The organism is Anaerococcus tetradius, assembly GCF_947087635.1.
GTDB classification, from domain to species: Bacteria; Bacillota; Clostridia; order Tissierellales; family Peptoniphilaceae; genus Anaerococcus; species Anaerococcus tetradius.
In genome coordinates, this window is the sequence record NZ_CAMUDP010000005.1 from 13,133 (window position 1) to 28,495 (window position 15,363).

At 29.1% G+C, this 15,363-nt stretch carries 12 protein-coding genes and 1 pseudogene; 1 reads left to right on the plus strand and 12 read right to left on the minus strand.

Annotated elements, in window-relative coordinates; all coding sequences use genetic code 11:
* Nucleotides 1–446: 446 nt before the first annotated feature.
* Complete coding sequence (locus P6936_RS02550) at nucleotides 447–1,922, plus strand: nucleotide sugar dehydrogenase (protein WP_276880738.1); 1,476 nt, start codon at nucleotides 447–449, stop codon at nucleotides 1,920–1,922.
* 160 nt (nucleotides 1,923–2,082) lie between these two features.
* Here the strand turns inward: P6936_RS02550 and P6936_RS02555 are convergent.
* The 12 genes and pseudogenes from P6936_RS02555 to P6936_RS02610 form a co-directional block, all read right to left on the minus strand.
* Nucleotides 2,083–3,015, minus strand: a pseudogene (locus P6936_RS02555) (IS30 family transposase).
* Nucleotides 3,016–3,257: 242 nt separating this feature from the next.
* Nucleotides 3,258–3,656 (minus strand): glycerol-3-phosphate cytidylyltransferase, encoded by a 399-nt coding sequence (gene tagD / locus P6936_RS02560; RefSeq protein ID WP_276880739.1) that lies wholly within the window; start codon nucleotides 3,654–3,656, stop codon nucleotides 3,258–3,260.
* A gap of 119 nt (nucleotides 3,657–3,775) precedes the next feature.
* Nucleotides 3,776–4,972 (minus strand): NAD-dependent epimerase/dehydratase family protein, encoded by a 1,197-nt coding sequence (locus P6936_RS02565; protein ID WP_276880740.1) that lies wholly within the window; start codon nucleotides 4,970–4,972, stop codon nucleotides 3,776–3,778.
* Nucleotides 4,973–4,994: 22 nt separating this feature from the next.
* The gene (locus P6936_RS02570; RefSeq protein WP_276880741.1) at nucleotides 4,995–6,182 is read right to left on the minus strand and encodes a UDP-N-acetyl glucosamine 2-epimerase; all 1,188 of its coding nucleotides are present in this window, start codon (nucleotides 6,180–6,182) and stop codon (nucleotides 4,995–4,997) included.
* A gap of 11 nt (nucleotides 6,183–6,193) precedes the next feature.
* Nucleotides 6,194–7,228 (minus strand): polysaccharide biosynthesis protein, encoded by a 1,035-nt coding sequence (locus tag P6936_RS02575; protein ID WP_276880742.1) that lies wholly within the window; start codon nucleotides 7,226–7,228, stop codon nucleotides 6,194–6,196.
* Nucleotides 7,229–7,253: 25 nt separating this feature from the next.
* Nucleotides 7,254–8,426 carry a CDP-glycerol glycerophosphotransferase family protein gene (locus P6936_RS02580; protein WP_276880743.1) on the minus strand — a complete coding sequence of 391 codons (1,173 nt, stop codon included), beginning with the start codon at nucleotides 8,424–8,426 and terminating at the stop codon, nucleotides 7,254–7,256.
* A gap of 33 nt (nucleotides 8,427–8,459) precedes the next feature.
* Nucleotides 8,460–9,866 carry a lipopolysaccharide biosynthesis protein gene (locus P6936_RS02585; RefSeq protein ID WP_276880744.1) on the minus strand — a complete coding sequence of 469 codons (1,407 nt, stop codon included), beginning with the start codon at nucleotides 9,864–9,866 and terminating at the stop codon, nucleotides 8,460–8,462.
* On the minus strand, nucleotides 9,859–11,070 hold the full coding sequence (locus P6936_RS02590; protein WP_276880745.1) for a hypothetical protein: 1,212 nt from the start codon (nucleotides 11,068–11,070) through the stop codon (nucleotides 9,859–9,861). Before P6936_RS02590 ends, P6936_RS02585 begins: the two co-directional genes overlap by 8 nt.
* A 13-nt stretch (nucleotides 11,071–11,083) precedes the next feature.
* The gene (locus tag P6936_RS02595; protein WP_276880746.1) at nucleotides 11,084–11,722 is read right to left on the minus strand and encodes a PIG-L deacetylase family protein; all 639 of its coding nucleotides are present in this window, start codon (nucleotides 11,720–11,722) and stop codon (nucleotides 11,084–11,086) included.
* Nucleotides 11,715–12,860, minus strand: coding sequence for a glycosyltransferase (locus tag P6936_RS02600; protein ID WP_276880747.1), 1,146 nt, complete (start codon nucleotides 12,858–12,860; stop codon nucleotides 11,715–11,717). Before P6936_RS02600 ends, P6936_RS02595 begins: the two co-directional genes overlap by 8 nt.
* Complete coding sequence (locus tag P6936_RS02605; RefSeq protein ID WP_276880748.1) at nucleotides 12,857–13,993, minus strand: glycosyltransferase; 1,137 nt, start codon at nucleotides 13,991–13,993, stop codon at nucleotides 12,857–12,859. Before P6936_RS02605 ends, P6936_RS02600 begins: the two co-directional genes overlap by 4 nt.
* A gap of 12 nt (nucleotides 13,994–14,005) precedes the next feature.
* Nucleotides 14,006–15,235, minus strand: a complete 1,230-nt coding sequence (locus P6936_RS02610) for a glycosyltransferase family 4 protein (RefSeq protein ID WP_276880749.1) — start codon at nucleotides 15,233–15,235, stop codon at nucleotides 14,006–14,008.
* Between the last annotated feature and the right edge of the window lie 128 nt (nucleotides 15,236–15,363).

Consider the following 15,363-nt stretch of genomic DNA (forward strand, 5'->3'; position numbering starts at 1 on the left):
ATTTCGACGAGGAATCTGATTAGTTTATCTAAGACCTAAGTAAATATATGACGTCAAAGAAAGAGATCATCAAGTCGCTTCGCTCCTCGACGGTAGTTTTCGGATTCGCTTAAATATATAAATGCTCATCTCGAAAAGCCTCGATTAAGGAGTTTCCTCAATTCGTTACACTCATTGGGACAACTCCATTAATGATGACAGGTGTGTGTCATTTCGACAGAGCTTCCACGGGGAAGCGACGAGAAATCTAACTAGTAATTCTCAGAGTCATGAAACATTAAGACGTCAAGAAAAATGATTCATTTACAAATAAGAGCAGTTGAAATGTTACTCAAAAACTCAATGTAATAAAATTAATCATACAAATATTATTCTGTGTTATTTATATTGACATTTCTCCTATAAGGAATATGATACTAACATCAAAAGACTAATTAGGAGAAGTAATGAAAAAACTATCAATAGAAAAAATGGCAGATACTGTCATCAACAAAAGAAAAGAGATGGGACTCACCCAGGCTAAGCTTGCCGAGATGACCGGCATCAACAGGGCTATGATAAGTCGCCTAGAACAAGCTGACTACATTCCTTCTATCGACCAGCTTCAAGCCATAGGCGAAGTCCTTGATTTTGAAATTGTGGACCTTTTCGAGGAAGAAAAGATAGAAAATATTATAGCAATTGATAAAAAATACAAAATTGCAGTCGCAGGTACAGGCTATGTAGGAATGTCTATAGCGACTCTTCTATCCCAACACAACCAAGTAAGGGCGGTAGACATCATCCCAGAGAAGGTAGACCTAATAAACAAGAAAATCTCCCCTATCCAAGACGACTATATAGAAAAATACCTAGCCGAAAAAGACCTCGATTTAGTAGCGACTCTTGATGGCGAGTCTGCCTACAAGGACGCCGACTTTGTCGTAATCGCAGCTCCTACCAACTACGATAGCAAGAAGAACTTCTTCGATTGCTCAGCAGTAGAGGCTGTAATTGAATTAGTCCTAAAGGTAAATCCAAAGGCTATGATGATTATAAAATCAACTATTCCCGTTGGCTACACTAAGTCCGTCAGAGAAAAATATCATACTGAAAATATAATCTTTAGCCCAGAATTTCTTAGAGAGTCCAAGGCTCTTTACGATAACCTCTACCCATCAAGGATAATAGTATCTTGCGATGAAAAAAGTAGAGAAAAGGCAGAAATCTTTGCAAGTCTTTTAAGACAAGGGGCAATCAGAAAGGATATAGAAACCCTCTTTATGGGCTTTACAGAAGCAGAAGCAGTAAAGCTTTTCGCTAACACCTACCTTGCCCTTAGAGTATCATACTTTAACGAACTAGATACCTATGCTGAAAGCAAAAATTTAAACACAGAAGAAATAATAAGAGGAGTATGCCTCGATCCAAGAATAGGCAGCCACTACAACAATCCATCCTTCGGCTACGGTGGCTACTGCCTACCAAAAGATACCAAACAACTTCTAGCCAACTTCGACCAAGTTCCACAAAACATGATCTCCGCCATTGTCCAATCCAACAGGACAAGAAAAGACTTCATAGCCGACCAAGTCCTAAGTATAGCTGGCTACTACGATTATAACTCAGATGGCGACTACCAACCAGAAATGGAAAAAGACTGCACCATAGGAGTCTACCGTCTAACAATGAAATCAAATTCTGATAATTTTAGACAATCATCTATCCAAGGCGTAATGAAAAGAATAAAGGCAAAAGGAGCAAAAGTAATAATCTACGAACCAACCCTAAAAGACGGCGACACCTTCTTCGGGTCAAAAGTAGTAAATAACCTAAAAAAATTCAAAAAAAATAGCCAAGCTATAATTGCTAATAGGTATGATTCTGAACTAGATGATGTAATAGATAAAGTATACACTAGAGACATATTTAAAAGAGATTAATTTTAAAAGGAGAGTATGATTGCTCTCCTTTTCCTGTGCGTCTATAGTAAAAATTAAATTCATAATTTATCCTATTAAATTATTTTTTTAACAATTAGTTTAATATTATTCCAATATTCTTCTTTAATTATATGATGAATTGCAAATAATATCGCGACACCTAAATCAAACTAAGTTCGTGCATAAATAAATTAAATGGAGTTTGATATTCCTGACATTTTCTAGGTCTGGTATTAAGCTCCATTAAGTTCTTAATCAGCTCATTAATAGATATTTTAGATAAGTCTGTCTTCTTAGGATAATATTCTCTTAACAGACCATTAGAATTTTCATTACTTCCTCTTTGCCATGCTGAATATGTATCAGCAAAGTAGAAATTTATACCACTTTTTTCAACATCTTCATAACAAGCAAATCCTTTGCCTATATCAGCTGTGAAAGTCTTTAAAGCTTCTAATGGTAAGGATTTAATTTGCTTGTCAATTGCTTTTAGCATAGAATTTTTACTTCAATCTATCATAGGTAAGGCTATGTAAAATCTAGTTTTTCTTTCTACAAATGTTGCTAGCCAACCTTTACTTTTACCTCTGGATGACACAATTGTATCTAATTCTAATTGGCCGAAAGTATTCCTTTTTTTAACTTCTTTAGGTCTTTTATTTATTGATTTACCAATATTAAATCTACCTCTTGTTTCTTTGGCTTTTCTAGATTTTCCTTTTCTTCTTAGATTGGAAATATCAAAGTCTATAATTCCTGAATAAATCCAATTATATATTGTTTTAAAGCATACAATATCTTTACATACAGTGCTTGCTATTTGCCCAGGAGACCACTTCTTATGAAGTTTTTCCGATATACATTTAGTGATATTATCATCAACTTTTGGTTTTCTTTCTTTAGATGATGATTTTTCCATCTTATCTTTTTGGGCATAGACAGCTTCATAATCATTATCACATCTTTTTAATTCTCTAGATATTGTTGAGTGATGAAAACCTAAAATTTTTGCTATTCTTCTAGAAGAATAGCCCTCTTTTCTTAGTACCTCTATCTTATTTCTCTCATTTATGGTAAGATGTTTATAGCTCATATTAACCTCCGTGTGTGTTTTTGTCGTTATTAACATTTTACACGAAGTTAGTATGAGTTTTCTATTTTATTCTAGTGTCGCATTTAATTTTACAACTTATTTAATAAAAAATTGTGTTGACAAAAGCATCATAAACTCTCGTCAACACGTTTTAAATACAACCTTTATTTGTGACCCTAGAGTCTTCTTTAATATCCTAAATTTGTAAATTATATTTATTATTTTCTACAATGATATATTAATTATTTATTATTGTTTAAGTCTCTCTTTATTTGTGTAGTACTAATTTCAGGGGTCCTTGGGAGATATACAACCTCAACCCCTTCATCTTCAAGAAAATCAAATTTCCCTTTCCGATCATCACCAATTACAAATGTATCTATATCATAGAGGTGAACATCTGTTTTTTTTTGATCCCAATTTTTCTCAGGAATAACTAAATCGACACATCTTAGGGCTTCTACCAATCTTTTACGTTGTTCATAAGTAAAATATGTTTTCTTATGTTTTTCGTAATTATTAAATTCGTCAGTAGAAATAGCTACAATTAAATAATCACCTAAAGCTTTTGCTCTTTCTAATAAATTAATATGTCCATAATGTATCAAGTCAAATGTACCATAAGTTATTATTCGTTTCATAATACCTCCATTCAAGTAATATTATAATGTAAAAAAATAATTAGGCAATTCTAATAAGTCTTATATTGTAATTTTAAATTCTGCGCTAATTTAAGTAACTTAATCTATCAACTTTTATATTATACTTCTTCAAAATATGTATCAGGCTTATCTTTATCAAATATTTCATTACAAGTCATTACAGTGACTAAATCTTCAGTTTCAGATAAATTAATAATATTATGAGTCCAGCCTGGAATCATATAGATAGCTTCGATTTTATCTCCACTAACTTCAAATTCAACAATCTCACCTGTATTTATATTTCTCTCTTGTATAAGACCATACCCATGAACAACAATGAATTGCTCCCATTTGGAATTATGCCAGTGTTGACCCTTAGTAATACCTGGTTTGCTAATATTAATTGATACTTGACCGCAGTCTTCAGTATGAACTAGCTCTGTAAAGCTTCCTCTATTATCAGTATTCATCTTAAGATTATATTTGAATTTATCTTTAGGAAGATATGTCAAGTATAAACTAAATAGCTTCTTTGTAAATGAACCTTCTGGCATTTTGGGAATCATTAGGCTAATAGGCTGATTTTTAAACTCTTTAAGTAAGTCAACTATTTCACCCAATGTTACTTTATGAGTTGTTGGAACAAAACAGTATTTCCCTTCATCATCTATAATAGAATCTACTCCACTATAATCGCAATGTTTTTCTTTCCCTTCAAGCAAATCAAACATTCCTTCAATTAAATCGTCAATATATAATACTTCAAGCTCCGTATTTCTATCATTAACTGTGAAGTCTTCATCGTTTGCTATCGCCCAGCAAAATGTACTAATAGCGCTATTATATTTTGGTCTAGAATGACCCATAAGATTAGGGAATCTGTATATAAATACAGGTGATCCTGTTTCTTTTTGGTACTCAAAGAATAATTCCTCACCAGCATTTTTACTCCTACCATACTCACTTTCGGCAAATCGTCCAGATAGCGTAGCTTGGATAGATGACGATAGCATTATTCCTGCCTTGTTATTATATTTTTTCAAAGTATTTAAAAGTAAACTTGCAAAGCCAAAATTTCCCTTCATAAAATCTTCTTGATTCTCAGGCCTGTTTACACCAGCTAGATTAAATACAAAATCAGCTTTCTTACAATATTCGTTTAAATCTTCTTCACTACTATCAATATCATATTCATAAATTTCATCTATTTTTATATTAGGTCTAGTTCTATTTTTCCCATCTCTTATATTTTTTAAATTATTTACAAGTGAAGTTCCAACCATTCCCTTTGATCCTGTGACAAGAATATTCATTAGAAAACCTCCCCCAAACTAACTAATTTTTTCTCCAAACCATCTTGTTAACTACATTTACATATCCCTGAATAATTCTTACAACTTTCATCGATACAATTTTATCCGTATAGTCTGGACATGGCTTACCAACAACACAGTCTCTTTTCATCTTTATTGCCATATCTGTAGCATTAAGGAGTTCTTTAGTTGTAATACCTGCCAAAATAAAGTTTCCTGACTCTAGTGCCTCAGGTCTTTCAGTTGAAGTCCTTATACATACAGCAGCAATTGGATGATTAATAGAAAGGTAGAAACTGCTTTCTTCTGGAAGTGTCCCGCTATCACTTATAATGGCTAGGGCATTCATTTGTAAATTATTGTAATCATTAAATCCTAAAGGCTCACTAACTCTAACTCTAGGATTTAATTTAAATCCGCTTTTCTCTAGTCTCTTCTTTGATCTAGGATGGCAAGAATAAAGTATAGGCATATCATACTTATCAGCAAGAGAGTTTATCGCAGTAAAAAGACTAATAAAATTCTCTTCCGTGTCAATATTTTCTTCCCTATGGGCTGATAATAAAATATAGTTGTCCTTTTCTAAACCTAATCTATCCAAAACATCACTCTGCTTAATTTCATCCAAATTCATAGTTAGAACTTCAGCCATAGGTGAACCAGTTACGAAAGTTCTTTCCTTTGGCATTCCCATTTCAATTAGATATCGTCTAGCTGCTTCAGAATAAGGTAAGTTAACATCTGATATTACATCTACTATGCGACGATTTGTCTCTTCAGGGAGACATTCATCTTTACATCTGTTGCCAGCTTCCATATGAAATAGTGGAATATGTAGTCTCTTAGCAGATATTGCAGATAGACACGAATTAGTATCTCCCAATACAAGGTATCCATCTGGATCTAATTCTTTTAAAACTTCATAACTTCTCGCTAAAATATTACCACAAGTCACACCTAGATTATCTCCAACAACAGGTATAAGAATATCAGGGCCAAATTCTCCTTCGTTATTCTCTAACTCAAAGTCTTCCCAAAATACAGTGCTTAAATTTTTATCCCAATTTTGATTATAATATATTACACAAGTATCAAAATATTCCCTACATCTTTTAATAACTGCAGCAAGTCTAATTATTTCTGGTCTAGTTCCTAGCCCTATACAAACTTTTGTTTTGCCATTATTTTTCCATTTAAAATTATAATTCATAACTTATCTCTTTAATCTTCTAGAAGTCTTTCCTGAATATAGCTTAATTTTCCAATAGTCTCTTTTGTTTCTTCCAGGCTAAGCATCCTTGTATTTTTACTATTGAATTCTGTTATAGTATTTCTTTTAGAATCCCCATCTTTAAAATACTTATCATAATTTAAACTGCGATTATCAGCAGGGACCCTATAAAAATCGCCCATATCGATCGCTTTTTCACATTCTTCATTAGTAAGGAGTGTTTCGTACATTTTCTCACCGTGGCGTATTCCTATAACTTTTATATCTTTCTTTTTCCCACCGAACAAATCACAAACTGCTTCAGCTTGAGTTTGTATAGTACAAGCTGGGGACTTCTTAATTAGAAGATCTCCATTTTCGCCATGCTCAAAGGCAAATAGTACAAGATCAACAGCTTCCTCAAGGCTCATGATAAATCTAGTCATAGAAGGTTCCGTTACAGTGATTGGATTTCCTGATTTTATTTGGTCAATCCAAAGTGGAATAACAGATCCACGAGAACACATTACGTTTCCATATCGAGTACAACAAATTTTTGTCTTTCCAGAATTCCTTGATTTTGCTATTGCTACTTTTTCTTCAATAGCTTTAGTTATACCCATAGCATTTATTGGATAAGCCGCCTTATCGGTTGATAAGCAGATTACAGCCTCAACCCCTTCTTCTATTGCAGCTGTAAGCACATTATCAGTGCCAATTACATTTGTCTTTACTGCCTCCATTGGGAAGAATTCGCATGATGGAACTTGCTTAAGTGCTGCTGCATGGAAAATATAATCTACTCCTCTCATCGCACTTCTACAAGACTCCAAATCTCTTACATCACCAATGTAAAATTTTATCTTGTCAGCAACTTCAGGCATGCTTGTTTGAAATTTATGCCTCATGTCGTCTTGTTTTTTCTCATCACGTGAGAATATTCTAATTTCTTTTATATCTGTTTCCAAAAAACGATTCAGAACAACATTACCAAAAGAACCAGTACCTCCTGTTATCATTAAAATTTTATTCTTAAATAAAGACATATATACCTCCAATATAGATTTTAATTTATATTTCATTCAATATATAATCTACTATTTTTTCACAACTATTCCCATCATTAAATTCATTATAGAATTTATTAGCAGCATATCTTTTATCTTTCCAGGTATCATTCTCTAATAATTCTAATACTTTTAAAATCATTTGATCCCAAGAATAAGTAAAAGGACCAACTTGTAAATCAAAATATTCTTTTGTCACTCCACCATCATTTTCAATATAATTTTCCAAATCGTATGGAAACAAAACAATTGGATTATCCAGAAGTAAATAGTCTATAGCTACACTTGAATAATCACTAACTAGTATATCACATTTATATAAATATCCATATAAATCCTGTTGCTCCTGTGAAAGGCCATCTAATACAATTATATTTTTAAAGTTAGGAATTTTTGATTTTATTAAATTTGCTTCATTTGGATGCGGTTTATAAACAAAGCATATATTAGAACCACTAAGTTTTTTTTCAACTATATTCAATCCCTCTAAAATGAAGTCAAAATTGAAATCATCTCCCCAATTTCTATGTGTAGGGAGATACAATATTGTTTTATTAAAATCATTTTTCGTTTTAATTTTATCAATTAAAGAATCACCAGGCATCATGATTGCATCGCATCTTGGTGAGCCAGTGTTAATAAAATTATCTATAGGTATATCAAATACTTTATTATGAAACCTGGTATAAAAATCGGAAGTACTAGTCCAACGAAATTTACGTCTATCCCCATTTTCTAATCTTATAAATATATCTTTTAAAGCGTTACTGTTTCTTTTAAACCAAGCTAAGTTTTTTATAGGGCTTCCATGCCATAATTGTATAACTTTGGCTCTTGCAACTGGAAAATAACCTATATCCTTAAATCCTTCTGTTTGAAATAAGTATCCGGCTTCAGCAATCATTTTATTGGCTTCTTTTGATGGATAAAATTTAACCGGATAACCCTTATTATTTAAATAATCATACACATCTTGATTTTTAGTCAACCAAAAAGCATTAATTTCCTGGTGTTTCTCTAGAACATATTCAAAAAGGTACTTGGAGTTGTCATTATAGGTTGTTCCTTTCCACGCACCAAATAACCATAGTTTGTTATCTTTAATATGAAAATAAGTATAAAGATAATAAGTTATAGATCTAAGTAACAGAAGTGCATGTCTAATAATTTTTTTCATATTATCTCCTTATATAAAGCAGTATCAAATCATTTAATCCCTCTTAAACTTTTGTATTTTATTTAATAATAGTTTAAAACCACTTAAAATCGATTTATAATTTTGTATGCTGAATAATAAAACTATACAAAAAATACTTGTTATATTTAACAATATATATCTTATCGAAAAAGAAAAAATAGTTAAAACTATAAGAGGAATAAATAAAATATCTTCTCTTTTGTACAACTTTAAATTATACCATTGTTTGCAATTGTTAAGTCGCACACATAGAATAACGAAATAAGAAATCAGCGTAGATAAAGATGCAGCGTAAAGACCTATTATTTTAATTCCAACAAAGTTTAATAATATATTTAATAAAGCTCCAACTATAGTTGTTTTCATAATCATTTTACTCTTATATTTAGCGCTAAGTATAGCTCCTAATAACGACGAACAAGATGATAAAAAAATAGAAATTAATAGTATAAATATATGCCAATAACTATCCTGATAATTCGGTCCTATTAGTTTATTGAAAAATAAACTTGTACAGATTATAATTCCTAAAAGAGTATATGACATGATTGTTACACTTTTATGAAAGGTATTCTCTACAAAAAAACTATCGCTTTCATTTCTTAAAACTGATTCAGTCCATGCTAGACTATATACCGTAAATAATGTAGCATAAATCCCGGGTATTTTATTTGATATAGCGTATATACCATTTGCTGAGGCTCCTAAGAATAATAAAATTATTAATCTATCAGATGCGCTAACGACCCACCATGATACAGTATTTGGTATCAAAGGTAAAGTGTATTCAGTAATGTCTTTATATGTTATTTTATCAAAATTTTTAACAGCTATATACTTCCATAGTTTTTCTCCAATTATCATAAGAGATATACCTATGGTATTACCAATGGATGCTGAAATTAGAATAGATACTGCCCCATTTTTTAGACAAACTATAAAGATAACATTAAAGATAAGAGAACTCAAAGTTATTATAAAATTTGAAAAAGAATATAATACATTATTTCCAAAACCTCTTATTATATTGGACACTATTACTAATAGCGATGTAGTAGAATAATACATTAAGAAAGCAGTAAAGTGTGGTATTTTATAAAAAATACTTACTATTAGTATTAATATTGTAGAAATTGATATACCAACTAATGAGGATATTATTCCTGTGGAAATAACTTGCTTCTTTTCAAGTATAGTTTCTTTTTCTATTAAAAATCTAAATACACCTGAACCCATTTCCATAGTGACAAATGGAACCAAGAGTCCGCTAAAAGTAATTAAAACATCGATTAGACCATAGTCATCAGTTGATAAGACAGCTGTATACAATGGTAATAGCAAAAATGTTAATATTTTAGTACTTAAATTACCAATACTTAAAATTATAGTATTCTTAATAAGCTGTTTGCTTTTATTCATTAGCCATACCTCCATAGCGTGAATATGCTAATAAAAATAAATAAATAGCCATCCATTTGTACTCACCAATTGCTATATTCATTGTGAATCCAACAAAAAATGGAATCATCCATAAATAATTTTTAATATTATTATAATGTTCAATTCTAAACATTATATACATAAAAATTAGGTAAGAGATACCTCCATACATACCTATCCAATATATATGCCCAATTTCGGAAGCGAAACCCTCGTTACCTGATCCTAATATTAACATAAATGGCTCGAGATATTTAAAAGAGTTTACTAAATCTTCAAAACGTCCCCCTGAACTTGATGAATAATAATTAGCTCTTTCTAAAGTAATTCTAATATAATTATTATATATATATATATATAAACTTGTATATCTATAAATAAGAATTAGCAAAACCAATAGAAATAACATAAATAATATTTTATTGATATTAATTTTTGATTTTATTAAATATAAACATTTATATATGATTTGTAAAGATAATACTAACAATAACATTATAATACCACCATTGCTAGCAGTACATAATTCAGTAAAACAAATTAATATCAATAATACATTTTTTTTAAAATAATTAATGTCTTTAAAAATTAGAAGACCAGCTATACCCGATAACATATAAGATATATTATTAGGATCAGTCCATAAATAGTTAAATCTATATTGAACTTGATTAGACAAATATCTTCTGGTGTGATTATCTGCTGGATTTAACTTGATTTTTATGTTAGCATATATGTGTGGAAATATTTTATATAATAGTGCAAAGAAAGCAATATAAAAAATAAATAATATCAGAATTCTCTCTATATCAACATTATTATTTTTAAAATAATCCTTATAAAAAAAATATACACCAAAACATAAAACAAACTGAATGTATCTCTTTATAGCAGTAATAAATGATGTTTCAAATTTAGCTCTTCCACTATACAGAGGATTAATTAATGTTCCAAATAACATTAGAATAGCCATAAATACAAACAAAGCTTCCTCTTTATATACTTTCAAATTCTTAACTCTTATTATCATCCACAAAATGACTAAAATTACAGAGATACTAATTGATATGCTTGATAAATAAGGTAAGAAAAAAATGTCAATAGTTATTCCCCAAAATAAAAAGTTTTCTAATTTATTTGCTTCTCCTTTACTATCTTTATCAAGTACATTATTACTAATCATATATCAGTCTCCATTATATATCCATAAGCATTTTTATAATATTAAATCCTTCAGCATATTCTACCTTATTAGCATAACCCCAAACATGGCATCTTTCAATAGATGATTCGAATAATCTATTAAATCTATTGTGTTCTGATCCATAGCAATTTAGAGCCTCTTTTTTCTTATCAATAAAATTTGATATATCTATAAAGAACGTTGGATAATAAACATTTTCCAAAACATATCCATTAGACTGAAACTGAATAATATTTTTACAATGTCTTCCAGCTGTTAAGCATATTCTAGATGCAGCAACATGATCTGTGTTCATGTCAGCATTAAAATGCATAAATATAGTATCAATATTATATTCATATATTATTTTTTCAACTCTTTGCATAATTTCTTTTGAATACTCTAATTTAGAACATTCAGCTGGCTTAAAATCGACAATTTCATTTATCCCTAAAACTTTGCAAGATCTTGCACTTTGCATTTTACTAGACTCATATTCAACATTAATATTCATATCTTTAAAATTTGTAACATTATCTGTTAAAGTTAATTTGTAAACATTTTTACCATCCGATGCTAGCTTTGCAGCTGTTCCACCAACTCCTAACTCAACATCATCAAAATGTGCTCCAACCATTAAAATATTATTCATTAGCATCCCATAATTCTCCTTTTATTAATTTATAGAGTTTTAATTTAAATTGTTCGTCTAAACCTTTTAAGATATCTACATTAGAGTTTTCAATCATGTCCACTCTCTTAATTGCTTCTGATATTTTATAAGCATCTATTCCTTCGGAAATAGTGAGATATGCATATAAATCACTATTCTCAACTTGCTCCAACTTATTCACTACAACACTTAACCCATTCGACATGTACGATAAAATTTTTGAAGGAAATTCATATTTATTAAATTCATCATTAGGATCTTGTATACATATTCCTATATCAAACTTCTGCAAATAGCTAATATAATCTTCTCCTTTAAATAATCCATCATACTGTATTTTACATTTGCTACTATTTTTAACTTCCGAAATTAATGATTTAACTCTTCCTATATCGCTTTCCGAACCAAAACCTATTATCCTCATGTCATAATTTTCATTTAAATATTTACATGATTTAATTACATAGTCGACTCCTTTTTGTTTTTCTAAAGAGCCAGCATAAACTATTCGTATAGATTTATTATTTAATTTCTTTAATTTAGTTGTATTAACTCTATATACACCATTAACTACAACTGATGGTTTATGATATTTATTAACTACATTATCAAGCTCAGAGTTAGAAAATATGTAGGCATCTGGATATTTGAATACTTTGTGTTCTTTATTTTTAAACGATGATTTGTTGTCATTGATGTGTTTATATAACTCTTCAACTTCAAGAATATATCTAAACCTTTTTATTATTTTAATATTTTTAATTAAATTTCTATATCCTAGAGAATGATAAACAATGACAGTATCATTATAATTAACATTTTTAACTAAATACCAGGATAACTGTAAATATCCAAATAATACGTTTATAATATGGAGAAATATATTTAATTTTGGTAGTGATGCAAACATAATAATCTTTTTATTGTCTGATTCTATATATTGTGTTGTTTGTAAAAATTTCCTTACTAATGATTTAGAATTTGAGAGTATGGTAACTTTTTCGCCAATATCATTAATCGTATCACAAATATAATCTATTTTATCTTCAGCCGCAAAATTAGGAGTACGCCTGTTTTTTTCTTCTATTGGATTATAATAAGCAACATAATAAATCATTGATATTCCTTAATTATACTATTAAAACAATTTAAATATTCTATTTTAAGTTCTTTATATCTATTATTGTTTTCTATGTATCTAACTATTCTTTCTTTTATTAATCTAATCTCATCATAGTTCATGTCAACTATTGTCTGAATAACCTTAGTATACATTTCTTTCTGAGTTAAGGGTATTACATACCCAACACCTTTATTTTTCAAATAATTCCAAGGCGTCTTATCGCTTATTAATACTATTGTACCCACTGATAAAGCTTCGGCTATTACATGACCAAAATTCTCACTAAATGTTGGAAAAATAAAAGCATCATACTTACTAAATACATCATGGACCATAGAATGTGGTATAATTCCACAATAATTTACTTGAATATTAGATTTTAACTTTCTTATTTCATCTTGACACGATTTCCAATATTTTTTATTTTCAATAGGACCATATATATCAAATAAAACTTCCCCATTTATATTATTAAAATATCTTATAGCAGATAATAAATTTTTCTTGGGATGAATCCTGGAAATAAAAACAAATTTACCTTTACCTGATACCTTTTCACTATATAAATAATGATTCTGATAAGGTGATGGAATATTATGCAAAAGATGAATATTATTATCACTTACTTTTAATTGTTTTTTAATTGAACTAGATTCTTCAATACTAGTTGATTGAAAATATATATCTTTAATTAATTTAAAAATTTTTAAAAAATATATATATGGAATTTTTTTATATTTTTTCCTAAAAGCTCCACTATTCAACTCCCCACGTGGAGCTAATAAAATCTTTATATTATTAGCTTTGCCTATTCTTAATCCATAGTATGTTGATCTACTAAATAAACTCTGAAGATATATCAAATCTGGTTTTAAATCAATTGCTATTTTATTTAAGTTGGAGTAGCCATATTCTTTATCTTCTAAATACAATACCTTACAGTTTCCTCTGTCATTCCAACCTCTATTAATAGAATCATATCTTTTAGTTTCTCCCAAATCATGATCAGTACATACGATATAAACTTCTTCATCGTTCATTAGATTACAAAAATTATCTATACTTACTGGAGGTCCTCCATATTTTTTGCCAGGAAAAAATCCCGACATAAAAATTAATATTCTCAATTTTATCACCTATCATATTTTATTAATTATATTTATTATTGATTTTCTTACATCAAAATTATTTTTTAGATATTCGAACGAATTTTCTTTCTTATCTGAAATTTTGTGAATATTAAAATTTGTCATTATTTCACTTATAGTATCGCGAAATTCATTTATAGAATTTTCCTTACACCGCCATCCCATGTTATTTTCTATAATATCTAAACCAATATCCGAATTATTATCTGTTATTGCTAAAATAGGAAGCTTAGATTGCATATAAGACAATATTCTACTAGGATAATTGGGAATAGTAAATCTGTGATCCAATGATATAATCCCCACATCAGAAGAAGCTACTAATTTGTCAAAGTCATCCTTTGATAATTTTGCCATTATTCTCAGATTATAAAGATTAAGTTCATCTTTCATTTTTACAATATACTCAAATTCTGTTCCATTACCCACCATAAGAAACATAATATCATCTATACTTTTTATACTTTCTATACAATTTAACAGAAAAGTCAAACCTTGTGGTTTACCTAAATTTCCTCCATAAATAAATATTCTTTTATCATGAGGTAAATTATACTTCTCTCTTACAAAATATTTTTCTTCTTCATCAATGCTTAAATTTACTGGTTCTATACTATTAGGAAATATCTCAACTTTTTTTTTATCTAAATTTGGGTTACATTTTAATAAATAATCAACATTTGCCTTAGACATACAACCTATATAATCGGATATTTCATAAAGCTTTTTTTCTTTTTTTCTAAAATATTTATATATTAGACTTTTTTTGCTAAAAAAACCTAAATCGACAGCATTTTGAGGAAATATGTCTTTAAGCATCAAATATGTTAGGGCTCCATCTCTTCTTTTTAAATATTTAATTACCTTATAAAAAGTGATTGGTGGAGTTGGATAAATCACAATATCAAATTTAACATCAGAAAGCCAAACTTTGATAGCTCTTAAAAATTGATTCTCTATATTTATAGTTGCAATTCCTTTTTCAATTTTGTTTGTTTTTGTAATATTTCCTATTTTTACATCTAAATAATGTATCTCATTAATAAATTTTAACTTTTCTATTTCACCTATATAATCTCTTCTCTCTATAGGGGAAATTATATATACATTATAATCGCTTTTTGTGAATTCTCGTAGCAAACTGGTGTATATTCCATTTTCAGTTATATTGTGCTCGTTATATCGATCCAGTGATAAAAATAGTAAATTTAAATTAGACATAGAAATTTATACTCCTACTATATAATTCATCTATAAGTCAGAAAATAACTTGAACAATCACTTTCTAAACTCGATTTTTTTGTTAAATATGTGTACTGATTTGTCATAAATACCTTTTTCCCTATAAC

What these genes read in the sequence shown, in the direction of transcription:
- P6936_RS02565 (WP_276880740.1), bottom strand. Translation starts at nt 4,972, where the DNA reads ATGAATATTCTTGTCACAGGATCAAAGGGAATGGTTGGAACTTCACTT.
- tagD (WP_276880739.1), bottom strand. Translation starts at nt 3,656, where the DNA reads ATGAAACGAATAATAACTTATGGTACATTTGACTTGATACATTATGGA.
- P6936_RS02580 (WP_276880743.1), bottom strand. Translation starts at nt 8,426, where the DNA reads ATGAAAAAAATTATTAGACATGCACTTCTGTTACTTAGATCTATAACT.
- P6936_RS02590 (WP_276880745.1), bottom strand. Translation starts at nt 11,070, where the DNA reads ATGATTAGTAATAATGTACTTGATAAAGATAGTAAAGGAGAAGCAAAT.
- P6936_RS02575 (WP_276880742.1), bottom strand. Translation starts at nt 7,228, where the DNA reads ATGTCTTTATTTAAGAATAAAATTTTAATGATAACAGGAGGTACTGGT.
- P6936_RS02570 (WP_276880741.1), bottom strand. Translation starts at nt 6,182, where the DNA reads ATGAATTATAATTTTAAATGGAAAAATAATGGCAAAACAAAAGTTTGT.
- P6936_RS02600 (WP_276880747.1), bottom strand. Translation starts at nt 12,860, where the DNA reads ATGATTTATTATGTTGCTTATTATAATCCAATAGAAGAAAAAAACAGG.
- P6936_RS02610 (WP_276880749.1), bottom strand. Translation starts at nt 15,235, where the DNA reads ATGTCTAATTTAAATTTACTATTTTTATCACTGGATCGATATAACGAG.
- P6936_RS02595 (WP_276880746.1), bottom strand. Translation starts at nt 11,722, where the DNA reads ATGAATAATATTTTAATGGTTGGAGCACATTTTGATGATGTTGAGTTA.
- P6936_RS02585 (WP_276880744.1), bottom strand. Translation starts at nt 9,866, where the DNA reads ATGAATAAAAGCAAACAGCTTATTAAGAATACTATAATTTTAAGTATT.
- P6936_RS02550 (WP_276880738.1), top strand. Translation starts at nt 447, where the DNA reads ATGAAAAAACTATCAATAGAAAAAATGGCAGATACTGTCATCAACAAA.